Here is a 15021-nt window from a genome sequence, read left to right as displayed (position 1 = left end):
CCCCTCGACCGCTCGTCGCACCCGGTTTCCCACCCCTCACACACCCCCCCCGCCTCCGTCCTCCACAACCCCAACCGGGTGGGGGGGGGGGGGGGGCGCGCCCCCCCCCCCCCGCCGGTCTAGATCGGGTTGCCGTTGGTGCCGCAGATGCGTCCCGCGTTGACGCAGTTCCGCACCCGTCGTTCGAGCTCGGTCTGGTCCCACGCGTTGACGAAGTCACCGTGGAAGGTGTACCCCGGCGCGTTGGTGACGTTGACCCCGTTCACCGTCCCGCCCAGCGACAGCCCGCCGCCGTTGACCGGGTAGGTGATCAGGAACTCCAGCCGCGGCAGGACCACGGGGTGCGTGGACGGGCAGGAGCCGGCCCAGAACACGATGTGGTCCTTGTGGTTGGGGCTGTCCAGGTCCCGGCCGTTCCAGCAGGTCGGGAAGTCGAGGTAGGTCTCCAGCTTGGTCCCCGCCGGGCAGTTCATGAAGTCCCGGCTGGAGGGCGACTGCGTGGTGCACGACCACCGCGCGGACGGGTTCTGGTCCGGGCTGGTGGCCCGGGCGTTGCCGACGACGTACCTCATGTTGGGCGGGTGGGCGACGGCGCGTTGCATGTCGTGGATGCCCTGGTAGTACACGGTGACGCTCTCCGGCGCGACCGGCTGCCCGTTCTTGTAGAGCGTGGGCACCCAGTAGGCGGACAGGTCGACCACCGGGTCGCACGTGGTGCCCGCCGCCTTGAGCGACGTGTACGTGGACGACGCGTTGGTCGACCGGTTGCCGAAGAACTCGTGCACGTGCGACGCGCCGGTCTGGTTGGGGTAGATGATCGGGTCGTCGCCGGACCGGTGGCTCGCGCGGCAGTTCGCGCGGAACTCCGACGCGGCCTGGATGCCGGCCTGACCCTCGATGGCCGCGGCCTGGCGCGCGTCCGGTGCGGCCGGGTGGTTGTCGTGGTTCACCAGGGGGCCCGCGCCCGCCGGCTGGTAGGCGATCACCGACCCGAGCAGGGCCAGTGCCAGCGCGACGGACGCGGCGCCGAGGACACCTCTCATTCTCGCGTTCATCCGATCTCCTCCGGTGGAGCGGGATGCGGCGGCAGGTTTAGGAACCGAACGTGATCCAGTTGACGTTGACGAAGTCGGCCGGCTGGCCGCTGGTGAAGGTCAGGTAGACGTCGTGCCTGCCGGTCAGGCCGGTGACGTTGGCGGGCACGGTGCGCCAGCTCTGCCAGCCGCCGGTGTTGGCGATGGCGAAGCTGCCGACGGGCGCGGCGGTGGGGCTGCCGACCCGGACCTCGACCAGGCCGCTCACGCCGCCCGTCGCGCCGCTGGCGACGCGGGCGACGAACTGGCGGGCGGTGCGGCTGCCGAAGTCGACGCCGCGGTAGAGCGCCCAGTCGCCGTTGGCGAGGCCGGCGATGTTCTGGCCGCCGCCGGTGTCGGTGGTCGTCTCCTTGAACACGCCGTTGTGCTGGTCGTAGGACTCGGCCTGGATGGTGCCGAACGCGTCCCGGCTGACCGGCGGGGCGGTCGTGGTGGTGGTGGTGCTCGTCGTCGTTGTGGTCGTCGTGGTGGTGGACGTGGTCGTGGTGGTGGACGTCGGGTTCACGCCGCCGGAGCCGGAGTCGACGCCGGTGCCGGCCGGGCCGCGCCACGCGGTGGACGACGCCGGCACGGACAGCGTCTGCCCGTCGGAGAACGTGACGGTGGCGGTCGTCGTCCCGGGGTTGTAGGCGACGTAGGTGCGGGCGCCGTTCTTGCTCAGCACGGCGTGCGTCGGCACGTTCGCGGTGACGGAGGTGTCCGGCGTGCCGTAGGTGTTCAGCGACGTGATCCAGTGGTAGGCGTGCGCGCGGGAGTCGCCGGCCTCGGGTTCCAGGCCCGAGCCGTACTGCGACAGCGCCTGCGCCGGGTCGGCGAGCGCCAGGAACTGGGTGATGATGTCCTTCCACTCCACCTCGGCGCCGCCGTTGTTGGCGCGCAGCTCCGCGATGTTCTGCAGGATGTCGGCCTTGTAGTCGGCGTGGTAGAGCGAGCCGCCGGTGATCGGCAGCATGTTGATGCCGTGGATCTCCTCGGGGTTCGCCGTCCACCACGTGCTGTAGCTCGCGCCCGCGCCCCACACCATGCCGACCGTGCCGTGCTGGTAGGAGGCGGGGAAGACGGCGTCGTCCTTGTCGAACCAGTACTGCGCGATCGCGGTCTCCTGCGTGGTGTGCAGGTAGATGCCCGCGTCGCGCAGCGCGGTGTCGCCGGTGGCCTGGCCGAACAGCACGGCGGCGGTGGCGAACATCATCGCCTCGGACGAGGACTCCTCGTTGTTGCCGTGCGCGAACCCGGCGTGCCCGGACGCCCAGCCGTGGCCCGCGTAGGCGTCGAAGTTGCGCAGGAACGGGAAGCGGGTCTCGGCGCGGTCGTAGTTGTTGGCGTCCTTGACCAGCAGCTTGACCATGCCGCCGTAGCGGGAGTCCGACGCCCACGTCGGGTCGTGCTGCGCGAGGACGGCGGCGGCGAGCACGTAGTAGCCGTAGTGGAAGTGGTGGTCGTTCAGCTCGGCGTCGGTGCCGTAGGCGGCGCGGTAGCCGATCAGCGTGCCCCAGGTGGCGTCGTAGGCGAAGTGCCGGTCGGTCTCGCCGGGGGTCGCGGTGAGCCAGTCGGTGAGCCGGTCGCGGACCAGGCCGAGCAGCCGGTCGCGGCCCTCGGTGTAGCCGATCTGGTTGGCTACGCGGGCCAGCGCGGCCAGCCGCCACAGCGCCTTGCCGGTCCAGTAGGTGTCGCCCGCGCCCTTCCACGGGTCGGCCGCGTTCAGCTCCTGGTCGATCTCGGCGCGCAGCCGGTTCCGGTCGGCCGCCGAGGACAGCGGCAGCGCGGGCAGGACGCCGTTGAACGTGCTGCGGGTGGTGAACGACGCGCCCTCGCGCAACCGCATCTCGCCGCGGGGCGAGGGGTAGCGGTAGCCGGTGACGGCGTCGGAGGAGTTGAGCCACTGGTGCCGGTAGAGGGCCTGGAGGGTGCCGGTCTGGGTGCCCTGGCGGGCCGTGGTCGTGGCCGTGTAGGTGGCGGTGAGCTGGGCGTTCGCCGCGTTGTAGGTCCAGCTGACCTTGGTGTCGGTGACGAACGAGAACGCGTAGCGCTGGAACAGGGGCAGCGCGTCGCGGCTCGGCAGCACGGCGACGGAGAAGAAGGCGGCCGCGGAGGTGGCCTCGGCGGTGCCGACGAGGTTCCAGGTGCTCGGCGAGAACAGCGCGTAGTCGCGGCCGTTGACGGTGACGCCGAGCGTGGTGCCGGTGTTGCTCCAGATCGTGGTGGCCCCGTTGAAGCCGACGCGGGCCGCGCCGCCGCCGGCCTCGGCGTAGACGTAGGGCGAGCCGTGGCCGATGGTGGTGCGCAGGGTGCGCGTGCCGTCCGTCCACAGTGGCGTGACGGTCCAGTCGGACCAGCCGTCGACCTGGGTGCGCGGCGCGTTCAGGCCGCTGACGCCGACGAACAGGTCGTCGGTGTGCATGAACTCGTAGAACCGGCCGTCCGGGGTGATGGCGGGGCTGGTCGGGTGGCCGACGCCGAGGCCCTGGGCCGCCGCGTGGAAGGTCAGCGGGTGGGCGTACATGTTCTCGGAGTACGGGTTGCCGGGGTAGCGCTGGAAGGCCAGGGACGACCACCAGTCGTTGGTCGGGACCGGCCGGCCGGCCATCCGGGCGGTGACCTTCGGCGACACGGCGGAGCCGTTCGCGTCGGACGGGCCGACCGCGCCCGCCGGGCGGGTGGTGGCGTAACTGCCGGCGCCGACCGTGACGGCGCCGGCCGTCGCGGGCAGGGCGAGGGGGATGACGGCGGCCGCGGCCACGGCGACCGCCAGGGCCGCCAGGTGGGGGCGGGGTGAACGCACAGGGACCTCCAGCAGGGCTCACAACCTTGTGAGAGCGCTCTCACGCGCTTCAAACGGTAAACCGCTGGTGAGGGGCGTGTCTACGGTCGCGGGCTTCTGACCGTGTCAAGAAGCGGCGTCAGTCCTCGACGCGGAGCCGGTACTCGCAGCCGTACTCGACCGCGTACTGGAGGTCGTAGTGGTGCACGATCTTGGGGCCGCCGTGCAGGTGGACGTGGGTGACGGTCTGCTTCGGGCCCTCGGGCGGCCTGGCGTGCGAGTCGACCCGGCCGTCGAGGGGACCGCCGACGAACCGCACCACGTACGCCTGGGTCATCGGCTGCCTCCCTGTTCTCCGGCGTTGCCCCCATGGTACGAGAGGAGGAGCCGGATCGCGGCCGAAGCGGCGTCGGAAACAACCGGTTGGCGCAGGGCTCCGACCGTTCCAGCCGCAGGTGGGAGCGGTCGTGGGGCACGCGGGGACCTCCGCGCCGGGAGGCCCTCCCGTTCCGAGGGATCGGCTCAACGGCCGCCTTCCGGGGTCTCGTCCGGTTCGTCGTCGTCGGAGCGCAGCGCCGTGTCCGCGTCCAACCCGGCGTCGCTCAACACCGTCCAGACGGCGTGCGCGACGGCCGTGTAGTCGTGCGCGGACACGTCCGCCGGCAGTACCACCTCGATGCGTCGGTCGCTCATGCGGCCCACCCTGCTCCGCCGCCGTGGGCCAGGCGATACGCCCGTCCGTGCGGCCGGGACCGGTGGTCCGGGTCGTGGTGCGCGCAACCTGGGCGTCCACGGCGTCGCGCGCGCACCCGCGGGGCGGGCCCACGGCCGGAGCACCACACGGACGGATGAACCCGGGCGGGTCAGTTCCGTTTCCGCGACGGCTGCACGCGGGGCGGCTCGCCGGGCATCTTGGGGTAGTCCGGCGGGTACGGCATCTCGCCCCGGTCGTCGGCCGCGTACCACTCCAGCAGCTCCTCGATGCCGAACGCCTCGTCGTCCAGGGAGGCGTGCGGGTCGCCGTGCTCGGCCAGGTAGGCCGGGACGGTGAGGACGTCGAAGTCGTCCGGGTCCACTGTGGACAGGCGATCCCACGTGACGGGGGTCGAGACGGTGGCGCGCGGCGTGCCGCGGACCGACCAGGCGGACGCGATCGTGCGGTCGCGGGCGGCCTGGTTGAAGTCGAGGAAGACGCGCTCGCCGCGCTCCTCCTTCCACCAGGACGTGGTGGCCTTGTCCGGCACGCGCCGTTCCACCTCGCGCGCCAACGCGATCACGGCGTGCCGCACGTCCACGAAGTCCCACTCGGGCCGGATGCGCACCGCCACGTGGACGCCCCGGCCGCCGGACGTCTTCGGGTAGCCGGTGAGGCCCAACTCCCCCAGCACCTCGCGGAGCACCATCGCCACGTCCACCGCGTCCCGGAAGCCGGTGCCGGGCTGCGGGTCGAGGTCGACGCGCAACTCGTCCGGCCGATCGGTGTCCGCCCGCCGGACGGGCCAGGGGTGGAAGTCGAAGGTGCCGAGGTTCGCCGCCCACGCCAGCACGGCGGGTTCGGTGGGGCAGACCTCGTCCGCGGGGCGGCCGGAGGGGAATTTGACGCGCGCCGTTTCGACCCACTCGGGAGCGCCCTTGGGCAGGCGCTTCTGGTAGAAGGCTTCGCCGGTCACGCCGTCGACGTACCGCTTCAGGGTCGTCGGGCGGTCGCGGAGGACGCGGAGCAGGGGTTCGGCGACGGCCAGGTAGTACTCCACCACCTGGATCTTCGTGATCCCACGCTCGGGGAAGTAGACCTTGCCCGGGTTCGACACCCGCACCACGCGTTCACCGACGGTCAGTTCCACAGCCTGGGCCATACGGGTGAGCCTAACAACGACCAGGCGTTCGTACCGGGCGCGGACGTCACCAACCGTGGCGATTCAATGCGAGAAATCATCACGTGAATGAAGCACGAAAACTGCGGGTGACAGGTACACCATTTGGATGACGTGGGACCAGTGGTCCACACCTACCATGGTACTGCGCTACAGTCCTTGATCGACATGCGAGGCGCGCCAGGGAGGGGTATGCCCTGTGGTCGAGGACGGTAGCGCAAGGTTGGCCAATGCCGGTGGACGCCGCGGGGAGGAATTCGGAGAGTCCTGGTGGGACATCGGCATCGACAAGGTGGGTGCCGTGACGCGCGCGCTCGCCGCCGCCAACGACGCGGGAGCCCTGTCCATCGATCCCGAGGCCGTTGACTCGATAACCAAGAAACTGTCGGCAATACGTGTCCAACTGCTTGACGACATGACGATGTTCTCGACGTACCTCACCAGCGGGAATTCGCTCGGCGGCGGCTACGCGGAAAAAATTGGCGAGGTCAACCGGAAGATCGCCGCACACGTGCTCGCCACCCTCATACCGAAGCTGGCCCAGGCGATCGAGGACCTGGCAGAAGAGATCAAGAAGAGCGGGGCGTACTACCTGCGCACGGATGACACCCAGAAATCCGTCTTCGGCCACATAGAAGGACAAGTCCAGTGATGAACCGTGCAACCACACGCCTCGCCACCGCGTGCGCCATCGGCTTGGCATTGCTGGCGACCGGCTGCGCCGGAAGCGACACCGCGGGCACCCCGAAGCCCGTGGACGTGGACCGCCCGGCATCCCCGTCCGCGCCGACGATCTCCTCCTCGGTCCGGGAAGCCAGCGCATTGACCGATCTGGCACCGTGCGACCTCCTGACCTCCGACGACGTCGGCCGGCTCGGGCTTCGCCACCCCGGCAAAGAAGACTCCGTGGGGGGCATCAAGACGTGCAACTGGTACGGCACCGGTGACGGCGCGGCGAGCGCGGGCATCCACCCCGACGACGGAGCCGACGACCTGAACCTCGACGGGGAGCACACCGCGACCACCAAGATCGGGGAATACGACGCGATCCGGGTCGAAGCGCCGGCGAACGCGAAATACGTCTGTTACGTGGTGATCTCCACTTCGGCGACATCGAGCGTCCAGGTGATCGGCACCGTCAAAGCCACCTCCACCGACACTTCGGCGGCATGCGAGCGGGCCACCAAGGCCGCAGAACTGATCGCCCCCAAGCTTCCCTGAATCACGGGAGGACACACCGATGAAGTCGAGGCCCGAGCTGCCCAGTCCCGACGGCCGCTATGAGGGGACATCCCACAGGGAACTCATCGAAACGGTCACGAACAAGCTGGACCTGGAACTCTCGCGCGAAGGCGCTGCCAGGTGGAAGAACCTCGGGGAGGCCCTCTCCGAACTGGCGGTGGACATATCCGGCATCATCACCATGTCACGCGACGGGTGGAAGGGCTCCGCAGCCGAGGCCGCACGGAACGCCCTCCTCGACCTGGGGAAGTTCAGCGACGCGGCGGGTGTCCAGTTCACGCGCACCGGCGAAATAATCTCCACACAGACGGAAATCGTCAGCGAAGCCGCACGACGGATGCCCCCACTGGTGGAGCCGACTCCGGACGAAATTTACTCCTCCATGGCCAACAGCGGCGACATCATCAAGCAGATGACCGCGCCACTTCTCTACGTGGCGCAAAAAGCGAGGGCGGACGCGGCGCACGCCGAAGCCGTCAACGTCATGTACGCCAGGGACAACGCGCTGTACTCGGCAACGCTCGGCATGCCCGCGCTCGCCGAGCCTCCCAAGGTCACGCAGGAGCACAACACGGTCGACGTGGACCCGAAGCCCTCGTCCGTGTCCACCGGGTCGGTGGACTCGAACGAGCGGATCGGGAACGTCGGTGGCACCGGTACCGCCGTGGCCGCGACGACGCAGGTTCCCGGGCCCACGGTGGTTGGCGGTAGCGATGGCACGACGCGGGCCTCGTGGACCACCCCGTCCACCACGCCACCGCCGTTGACGCCGCCGACTCCCGGCTACCACCAGCAGCCGGTCACGCCGCCGGGATTGCCGCCCGCGATGATGCCGCCCGGACGCAGGCCCGCGACCGGCCCGGTCGTCCCGCCGCGCGGTGTCACGCCACCCGGTGGTGGGTCGCCCGTCGGTGGAGGCAGGGGTGGTCGGCCGGGTATGCCCGGTGGTTTCCCGGCAGCGGGAGGCGGTGGCGCAGGTGCGCCGGGTGGGCCGGGAGTGCCGGGAGGCGCGCAGCGGGCGGGTGGGTTCGGGCCCGCCGGGAGCGGGGCGTTCGGGTCCTCGGGCGGTCAGGGGCGGGTGGCGCCCGGGATGGCGCCCGTCGGGGCGGCGGCGCCCGCCGGCACGGCCGGTGCGGAGGACCAGGAGCACCAGACGAAGTACCTCATCCCCACCGACGAGTACTTCGACGACACGCGCATGGTCGCGCCGGAGACCATCGGCGAATGAGACGGGTCGCCGCACTCCCCCTGCCCGCCTTCGACATCCTCTGGGACGACCTCGACGCGGGCCCCGTCCCCTACCCCTTCGACCTGCCCTCCCCCGGCTCGACCTTCGACGAGCGGCGGAGGGTGCGGCAGGACGTGTACGCCGAGTTGGACCGCCGGGGGCTCGCCCGGCGCGGCCGGCCCGAGGCCGATCTCGAGGACGCCCTGCGCCTGCTGCACCGCCCGGCCACCCGGATCACCGTGCTGGGCATGCCGGACGTCCACGCCGACTCCATGCTGCGGGCCGTCGTGGTGGCGCGCGGCGCCTATGCGGTCCGGGCCGTGCAGGAGGACGGGTTCGTGCTGCTGGACGTGGTGCCCGGCCCCGTGGAGGGGGCGGTCGGGGTCGTGCCGCCCCTGCGGGCCGGACCGGGCAGGCCCGTGACGGTGGCGGCGAAGGACCTCGCGCCCGACGACGAGCCGCAGGGCTTCACGCGGGCCGTCCGGCGGACCGGCAACCCGGACGTCCGGGCCGTGCGGGAGATGCTGGCGGGTCCCGTGACGGGCACCGGGCACTTCGCCGTGGACGGCTCCGAGCAGCCGATCACCTGGATCGACACGCCGCGCGGGCGGTACGCGACGACGGGCTCCGACTGGATCACCGTCGCGCCCGCGGACGCCGCCGACCTGGCCTCCCGGCTCAGCCGCGCGCTCGCGCCCCCAGCCCGGTGACGAACGCGTCCAGGGCCAGCTCGAAGCTGTCGTGGTCCAGCTCGCGGGCCACGGAAGGCAGCAGGTGGGCCTTGTCCAGGTTCGGGTAGCGGTCCCGGTAGAACGACTGGTCCTCGGTGAACCCGCTGGAGAACGAGCTCAGCGCCGCGCCGAACACCAGGTACATCAGCGACGCGGCGATCATCGTCGCCTCGCGTCGCGTCCAGCCGGACGCGACGAGCCCGCCGTGCACGACGTCGAGCCGGCGCAGCGACGCCTCGCGGTGCGCCGGCCCGTACGCCAGGAACGGCACGATGTTGGGGTGGGCGGCCAGGGCCGCCCGGTAGGAGCGGGCGCAGCTGCGCAGGCCGTGCCGCCAGTCGCCGCCCTCGAACCCGGACACGTCGACGCGTTCCAGGATCTCCGCCGCCACCTCGTGCAGCAGGTCGTCCTTGGTGCTCACGTGCCCGTACAGCGAGGCCGCCTGAACGCCCAGCTCAGCGGCGAGTTTGCGCATCGACAGGCCGTCCAGGCCGTCGCGGTCGATGATGTGCAGTGCGGCGGTCCGGATGCGCGAGGCACTCAGGATCGGGCTCCTCGGCATGTCGGCTCCCCTTGCCTGTGGTCGATTCCGCGCCTAGGTTAGATAACCTAACACCGTTCGGTTAGGAGGGCACCCCGGTGGATCTGCGCATCTCCGACGAACACCGGCAGCTCAAGGAGCTGGCACACCGGTTCACCGAGGAGCGCATCGTCCCGCACGCCGCGCGCTGGGACCGGGACGAGGCGATCGACCGCGACCTGGTGCCCGCCCTGGGCGAGGTGGGCTTCCTCGGCCTGGGCGTCGCCGAGGAGCACGGCGGCTCCGGCGGCGACCACCTGGCCTACTGCCTCGTGCTGGAGGAGATCGCGCGGGGCGACTCGGCCGTGCGCGGCATCGTCTCGGTCTCGCTCGGCCTGGTCGGCAAGACCATCGCCAAGCACGGCACGGAGGAGCAGAAGCGGCGCTGGCTGCCCGGCTTGTGCGCGGGCCGCGAGCTGGGCTGCTTCGGCCTCACCGAACCCGGCACGGGCTCCGACGCCGCGTCGCTCGCGACCCGGGCCGTCCGGGACGGCGGCGACTGGCTGATCACCGGCCGCAAGGTGTTCATCACCAACGGGACGTGGGCCGACGTGGCGTTGGTCTTCGCCCGGACCGGCGGTCCCGGGCCCAAGGGGATCACCGCGTTCCTGGTGCCGACCGACCTGCCCGGCTTCACCGCCACCGAGATCCGCGGCAAGCTCGGCATGCGCGGCCAGGCCACGGCCGAGCTGGCGCTCGACGGCGTGAGGGTGCCCGACGCGTGCCGCCTCGGCGAGGAGGGCGCGGGCTTCAGGCTGGCCATGCAGGCCCTGGACCGCGGCCGGATGTCGGTGGCCGCCGGGTGCGTCGGCGCGGCCCGCGGCGCGCTGGAGGCCGCGGTCGGGTACGCGAAGCAGCGGCAGCAGTTCGGCCGGCCCATCGCCGGGTTCCAGCTCGTGCAGGAGCTGCTGGCGGACATGGCGGTGGAGACCGACGCGGCCCGCCTGCTGACGTGGCGGTGCGCGGACCTCGCCGACCGGGGCGAGCCGTTCGGCACGGAGGCGTCCATGGCCAAGCTGTACGCCAGCGAGGCGGCCGTGCGCGTGGCCAACAACGCCATCCAGGTCTTCGGCGGGTACGGCTACGTCGACGAGTACCCCGTCGGCAAGTACCTGCGCGACACCCGCGTCACGACCCTCTACGAGGGCACCAGCCAGATCCAGAAGTTGCTCATCGGCCGGGCGCTGACCGGCGTCAACGCGTTCGCGTAGAGGGTAGAGGGAGGACGGACGGCATGGACTTCGCGCTGGACGAGGAGCAGAAGGAGATCCGCGACTGGGTGCGGACCTTCGTGCGCAGGGAGGTGGCGCCGCTGGAGCCGGAGGTGCTGCGCCGCGAGCGCCTCGGGCAACCCGGCCTGACCCGGGACGAGCTGAAGGAGTTGCAGGACAAGGCGAAGGCGGCCGGGTTCTTCGGCGTGCTCACGCCGCAGGAGTACGGCGGCATGGGGCTCGGCGCGGTGATGACGGCGCTGCTGGAGGCGGAGCTGGGCCGCACGTTCGTGCCGTTCCGGTTCGGCGGGTACGCCGACAACATCCTGTTCCACGCCAACGAGGAGCAGAAGCAGCGCTACCTGCTGCCCACGATCTCCGGCGAGCGCGTGTCCTGCTTCGCGATCACCGAGCCGGGCGCGGGGTCGGACGCCAAGGCGATCCGGACGTCCGCGGTGAAGGACGGCAAGGACTGGGTGATCAACGGCGAGAAGACGTTCATCACGCAGGGCAACGAGGCGGACTTCGTGATGGTGTTCGCCGTGACGGACAAGGAGAAGGGCGCGGACGGCGGCGTCACGTGCTTCCTGGTCGACCGGGACATGGGCTGGAAGTCCGAGCCGATCCAGACCATGGGCCAGTGGGGTCCGGCGGCGCTGGTGTTCGACAACGTGCGGGTGCCCGAGGAGAACGTGCTCGGCGAGGTCGGCAAGGGCTTCCACCTGGCCATGCAGTGGATCGGCCAGGGCCGCTACCTGCTGCCCGCGCGGGCGATCGGCTCGTGCGAGCGGCTCGTGGAGATGGCGATCGAGCAGGCCAACAACCGGGTCGCGTTCGGCCGGCCGATCGCGGAGTACCAGGCCATCCAGTGGATGATCGCGGACTCGGCGGTGGAGATCGAGGCGTTGCGCTGGCTCGTGCTGCACGCCGCGTGGCTGGTCGACCAGGGCGCGGACTCGCGGCAGGCGCAGAGCATGGCGAAGCTGTACGGCGGCATCAAGGCGAACGAGATCGTGGACCGGGTGCTGCAGGTCCACGGCGGCATGGGCTACACGCGCGAGCTGCCCATCGAGCGCTGGTACCGGGAGCTGCGGCTGCTGCGGATCTACGAGGGCACGGACGAGATCCAGCGCCGCACCATCGCCCGCAACCTGCTCAAGGGCCACGCGAAGGTCACCGGGTCGCTGGGCTGACGGCGGGTCGTGACGCGGGCCGTCGCGACCGGCCCTCCGTGACCGGTCGCGACCGCTCACGACCTCCGCTCACGACCTCCGCCCGCGACCTCGGCTCACGACCTCCGCGCGCGGTCAGCCGAGGCTGGTGAGCATCTGGGCGCACACGCGGGCCAGGTGCTTGCGCATCACGTCGGCCGCGCGGGTCGGGTCGGCGGCGGCGACGGCCGCGACCAGGGCGTCGTGGTCGTCCAGCGACGCGTGCTGGTGCGGCGGGTCGTCCCGCAGCCCGCTGCGCAGCAGCACCACCCGCTGCTGCGCCAGCCGCACCTGCTCGGCGATCCGGGGGCTGCGCGCCGCGTCCAGCAACGCCTGGTGGAACGCCAGGTCGAGCCGGTACGGGAAGCGCTCGCCCGCCGAGTACGCCCGCCGCGACTCCTCGCACACCGCGCGCAGCCGCACCACGTCGGCCTCCGTGCGCCGGGACGCCGCCAGCTCCGCCGCCGCGCACTCCAGCGCGGTCCGCAGCTCGAACAGGGCCCGCACGTCGTCGGCGTCGGCCGTCGGCACGGACGCGCCCCGGTGCGGGGCCAGCACCAGCAGGCCCTCCGAGGCGAGGTGCCGGATGGCCTCGCGCAGCGGACCGCGCGAGATGCCCAGCCGCTGGGCCAGCTCCACCTCGTTGACCCGCGTGCCCGGCGGGATGTCGCCGGTCAGCACCAGCTCGCGGAGCACGTCCACGGCCTGACCGGCCAAGCTCAAGTGCACGGGAGGTGTCACGAACGTCTCCTAGCGCGAGAAGTCCTCGCAATGTTAACTGTCGACAGTTGGCAGAGCACGGTGGAGGGACGCATGGCACACGAACTGGTCGCCGAGGTGTGGCGCGGCGCGTTCCTGGAGTCGGTGCACCACGGCTCGGTGATCGCCCTGGACCGGACCGGGCGCGAGGTGCTCGCCGTGGGCCGCCCGCACGACACCACCTACCCGCGCTCGTCCAACAAGCCGGTGCAGGCGCTGGCCATGCTGCGCCACGGCCTCGACCTCGACGGCGAGCTGCTGGCCCTGGCCTGCGCGAGCCATTCCGGCGAGGACTTCCACGTCGACGGCGTGCACCGCATCCTCCGCGCGCACGGCCTGGACGAGACCGCGTTGCAGTGCACCCCGGACCTGCCGATCGGCGAGGACGCGCTGCGGGCGCACCTGCGGGCGGGCCGGGCCAAGGCCCCGCAGTACATGAACTGCTCCGGCAAGCACGCCGCCATGCTGGCGACCTGCGTCGTCAACGGCTGGTCGACGCACGACTACCTCGACCCGGGCCACCCGCTCCAGCGGGCCGTCCGCGAGACGCTGGAGGAGCTGGCCGGCGAGCGCATCGGCGCGGAGGGCGTGGACGGCTGCGGCGCACCGCTGTTCGGCATCAGCCTCGCCGGGCTGGCCAGGGCGTTCGGCACGCTGGCGGGCGCGGCGGACGGCCCGGAGCGGCGGATCGCGGAGGCGATGAACCGCCACCCGGAGTGGGTCGGCGGCACCGACCGGGACGTCACCAAGCTCATGCGCGCGATCCCGGGCGCGGTGGCCAAGGACGGCGCGGAAGGCGTCTACGCGATCGGCCTGCCCACCGGCGAGGCCGTGGCGTGCAAGATCGCGGACGGCTCCAGCCGGGCCAGGGCGGTGGTCGTGGTGGCGGCGCTGCGCAAGCTGGGCGTGGACGCGCCGGACGAGCTGGCCACGGTCCCCGTCCTGGGCCACGGCCGACCGGTGGGCGCGGTCCGGCCGTCACCCGCCCTGGTGAGCTGAGGCCGAGTTGACCCGGCCGGCGGCTTGAATCGCCCGATACGCTGGGGCCCATGGCCAGCGCCAGAGCCGCCGACGCGCCGGACGAGCGCCCGCGGAACAGCATCGAGGACGAGCTGATCGGGCTCGACCCCGACGACCCCGAGACCAGGGCGTTCGCCGAGCACCTGGGGCGGATGCAGCAGCAGCCGCCGAGCTTCACCGTCGAGGGCACCGTCGCGGGCGTCGGGCAGTTCGCGGACTCGGCGAACCGGGCGGGCGGGCTGCGCCGGCTGGTCGCGGTCGTCGTGGTGGGGCTGATCCTGCTGGGTGTGCTGATCAGCGTCTGGTACTACCTGGGCACGCTCGTCTGGGTCTTCTTCTCCTGAGGTTCCGCCCGCCTCCGGGCCCGCGCCGGGTCGTCTACCGTGGAGGCATGGAACCTGTCGTCGGCGCCACCCCGAAGGTGGTCCACTCCGAGGCGGAGTGGCGGGAGATGCTGACCCCGAAGGAGTACGCGGTGCTGCGCGACGCGGGCACCGAGCCCGCCTGGACGGGCGAGTACACGGACACCAAGACCGAGGGCCTCTACACGTGCCGCGCGTGCGGCGCGGAGCTGTTCCGCAGCGAGACCAAGTTCGACTCGCACTGCGGCTGGCCGTCGTTCTTCTCGCCCCTGGCCGGTGACGCGGTGATCCTGCGCGAGGACCGCAGCCACGGGATGGTCCGGACGGAGGTGCTGTGCGCGACGTGCCACAGCCATCTGGGGCACGTGTTCGAGGGCGAGGGTTACGACACCCCGACGGATCAGCGCTATTGCATCAACTCGGTGAGCTTGCGTCTGGTCGAAAGCACCCGCGGTCCAGCAGACTGAAGGCGCTACGCCGAACGACGATGCCGTATCGACACTGGGAGGGATCATGCGCATCTTCAAGGGCACCGACGGTGAGGGCTCCGGGGGCGTGGACGGCGCTTCGTCCTCCTGACGTCCGCGGATCCTCCTGACGTCCGACGGTCCTCCCGACCTCTGCCGGGAGGACCCCTGAAACCGGCCGGAACCCTAAGGCTTGCTCAAGCACCCTTGCCGGGGTGTGGCCCGGCGCACACGATTGCCTCCTAGTCGGTGGACGCTGTTTCCACCGGGGGCCACAGGGGGTGGACCGTGGAGCGACCGTGGGGGTTGTCCGGACCGGAGTTCCTGGAGCTGTACTGGATCGCGCTGGCGTTGTCGCTGGCCTTCGCGGTCTTCGTCCGAGTGCGCCTGCGGTGGACGCGGTCCGGCGTCCCGGTCGTGGTCGGACCCTGGAAGCGGCGCCCCACCAAGCAGAAACCCGTACAGATGGGGGGCCCCCGCC

Annotated in this window: 17 protein-coding genes (1 of these 17 cut by a window edge); 10 read left to right on the top strand and 7 right to left on the bottom strand. The window is 71.5% G+C overall.

The genetic code is table 11. From position 1 onward, the window contains the following. Positions 1-119: 119 nt before the first annotated feature. From ACFXGA_RS07900 to ligD, 5 genes are all read right to left on the bottom strand, one after another. A complete protein-coding gene (locus ACFXGA_RS07900) occupies positions 120-1055 on the bottom strand; it encodes a DUF1996 domain-containing protein (RefSeq protein WP_378085343.1) in 936 nt (311 codons plus the stop codon). A gap of 37 nt (positions 1056-1092) precedes the next feature. Then, positions 1093-3876: a glycosyl hydrolase gene (locus ACFXGA_RS07895; RefSeq protein WP_378085341.1), complete on the bottom strand. Its 2784-nt coding sequence runs from the start codon at positions 3874-3876 to the stop codon at positions 1093-1095. 118 nt (positions 3877-3994) lie between these two features. Then, the gene (locus tag ACFXGA_RS07890) at positions 3995-4192 is read right to left on the bottom strand and encodes a hypothetical protein (RefSeq protein ID WP_378085339.1); all 198 of its coding nucleotides are present in this window, start codon (positions 4190-4192) and stop codon (positions 3995-3997) included. 185 nt (positions 4193-4377) lie between these two features. After that, positions 4378-4548 carry a hypothetical protein gene (locus ACFXGA_RS07885; protein WP_378085337.1) on the bottom strand — a complete coding sequence of 57 codons (171 nt, stop codon included), beginning with the start codon at positions 4546-4548 and terminating at the stop codon, positions 4378-4380. Between the two features lie 170 nt (positions 4549-4718). Continuing rightward, the gene (gene ligD, locus ACFXGA_RS07880; protein WP_378085335.1) at positions 4719-5711 is read right to left on the bottom strand and encodes a non-homologous end-joining DNA ligase; all 993 of its coding nucleotides are present in this window, start codon (positions 5709-5711) and stop codon (positions 4719-4721) included. A 217-nt stretch (positions 5712-5928) separates the two neighbouring features. Between ligD and ACFXGA_RS07875 the strand changes: the two genes are divergently transcribed. Genes ACFXGA_RS07875 through ACFXGA_RS07860 form a run of 4 tightly spaced genes read left to right on the top strand, consistent with a single transcriptional unit; the run spans position 5929 to position 8909 of the window. Beyond that, positions 5929-6381 carry a hypothetical protein gene (locus tag ACFXGA_RS07875; RefSeq protein WP_378085333.1) on the top strand — a complete coding sequence of 151 codons (453 nt, stop codon included), beginning with the start codon at positions 5929-5931 and terminating at the stop codon, positions 6379-6381. After that, entirely contained in the window at positions 6381-6950 is a 570-nt protein-coding gene (locus tag ACFXGA_RS07870) for a DUF3558 domain-containing protein (RefSeq protein WP_378085331.1), read from the top strand. The genes ACFXGA_RS07875 and ACFXGA_RS07870 overlap by 1 nt, the downstream gene beginning before the upstream one ends. A 19-nt stretch (positions 6951-6969) precedes the next feature. Next, on the top strand, positions 6970-8199 hold the full coding sequence (locus ACFXGA_RS07865) for a hypothetical protein (protein ID WP_378085329.1): 1230 nt from the start codon (positions 6970-6972) through the stop codon (positions 8197-8199). Continuing rightward, positions 8196-8909, top strand: coding sequence for an ESX secretion-associated protein EspG (locus ACFXGA_RS07860; RefSeq protein ID WP_378085327.1), 714 nt, complete (start codon positions 8196-8198; stop codon positions 8907-8909). Before ACFXGA_RS07865 ends, ACFXGA_RS07860 begins: the two co-directional genes overlap by 4 nt. On the opposite strand, the gene ACFXGA_RS07855 is transcribed toward ACFXGA_RS07860, so the two are convergent. Next, on the bottom strand, positions 8878-9492 hold the full coding sequence (locus ACFXGA_RS07855; protein ID WP_378085325.1) for a TetR family transcriptional regulator: 615 nt from the start codon (positions 9490-9492) through the stop codon (positions 8878-8880). The genes ACFXGA_RS07860 and ACFXGA_RS07855 overlap by 32 nt on opposite strands. Positions 9493-9569: 77 nt before the next feature. On the opposite strand from ACFXGA_RS07855, the gene ACFXGA_RS07850 reads away from it, so the two are divergent. Both ACFXGA_RS07850 and ACFXGA_RS07845 read left to right on the top strand, forming a co-directional pair. After that, positions 9570-10721 carry an acyl-CoA dehydrogenase family protein gene (locus ACFXGA_RS07850; RefSeq protein ID WP_378085323.1) on the top strand — a complete coding sequence of 384 codons (1152 nt, stop codon included), beginning with the start codon at positions 9570-9572 and terminating at the stop codon, positions 10719-10721. A gap of 23 nt (positions 10722-10744) precedes the next feature. Further along, positions 10745-11914 (top strand): acyl-CoA dehydrogenase family protein, encoded by a 1170-nt coding sequence (locus tag ACFXGA_RS07845; protein WP_378085321.1) that lies wholly within the window; start codon positions 10745-10747, stop codon positions 11912-11914. 114 nt (positions 11915-12028) lie between these two features. On the opposite strand, the gene ACFXGA_RS07840 is transcribed toward ACFXGA_RS07845, so the two are convergent. Further along, entirely contained in the window at positions 12029-12673 is a 645-nt protein-coding gene (locus ACFXGA_RS07840; RefSeq protein ID WP_378085319.1) for a GntR family transcriptional regulator, read from the bottom strand. A 72-nt stretch (positions 12674-12745) separates the two neighbouring features. Here ACFXGA_RS07840 and ACFXGA_RS07835 point away from each other — a divergent pair, with 72 nt between their 5' ends. The 4 genes from ACFXGA_RS07835 to ACFXGA_RS07820 all read left to right on the top strand — a co-directional run. Next, entirely contained in the window at positions 12746-13690 is a 945-nt protein-coding gene (locus ACFXGA_RS07835; protein ID WP_378085317.1) for an asparaginase, read from the top strand. Positions 13691-13740: 50 nt separating this feature from the next. Next, entirely contained in the window at positions 13741-14055 is a 315-nt protein-coding gene (locus tag ACFXGA_RS07830; RefSeq protein ID WP_378085315.1) for a hypothetical protein, read from the top strand. A gap of 47 nt (positions 14056-14102) precedes the next feature. Next, complete coding sequence (gene msrB, locus ACFXGA_RS07825; protein WP_378085313.1) at positions 14103-14540, top strand: peptide-methionine (R)-S-oxide reductase MsrB; 438 nt, start codon at positions 14103-14105, stop codon at positions 14538-14540. A 215-nt stretch (positions 14541-14755) separates the two neighbouring features. Beyond that, positions 14756-15021: the 5' portion of a TIGR04222 domain-containing membrane protein gene (locus ACFXGA_RS07820; RefSeq protein WP_378085311.1), read on the top strand. 817 nt of this gene lie beyond the right edge of the window; the window shows 266 of its 1083 coding nt (coding positions 1-266); the start codon lies at positions 14756-14758; its stop codon lies off the right edge, out of view.

The sequence above is a fragment of the Actinosynnema sp. NPDC059335 genome, assembly GCF_042752395.1.
Lineage (GTDB): Bacteria > Actinomycetota > Actinomycetes > Mycobacteriales > Pseudonocardiaceae > Actinosynnema.
The sequence above is the reverse complement of the archived record's forward strand: the minus strand, read 5'-3'. Positions and strand labels throughout refer to the sequence as shown.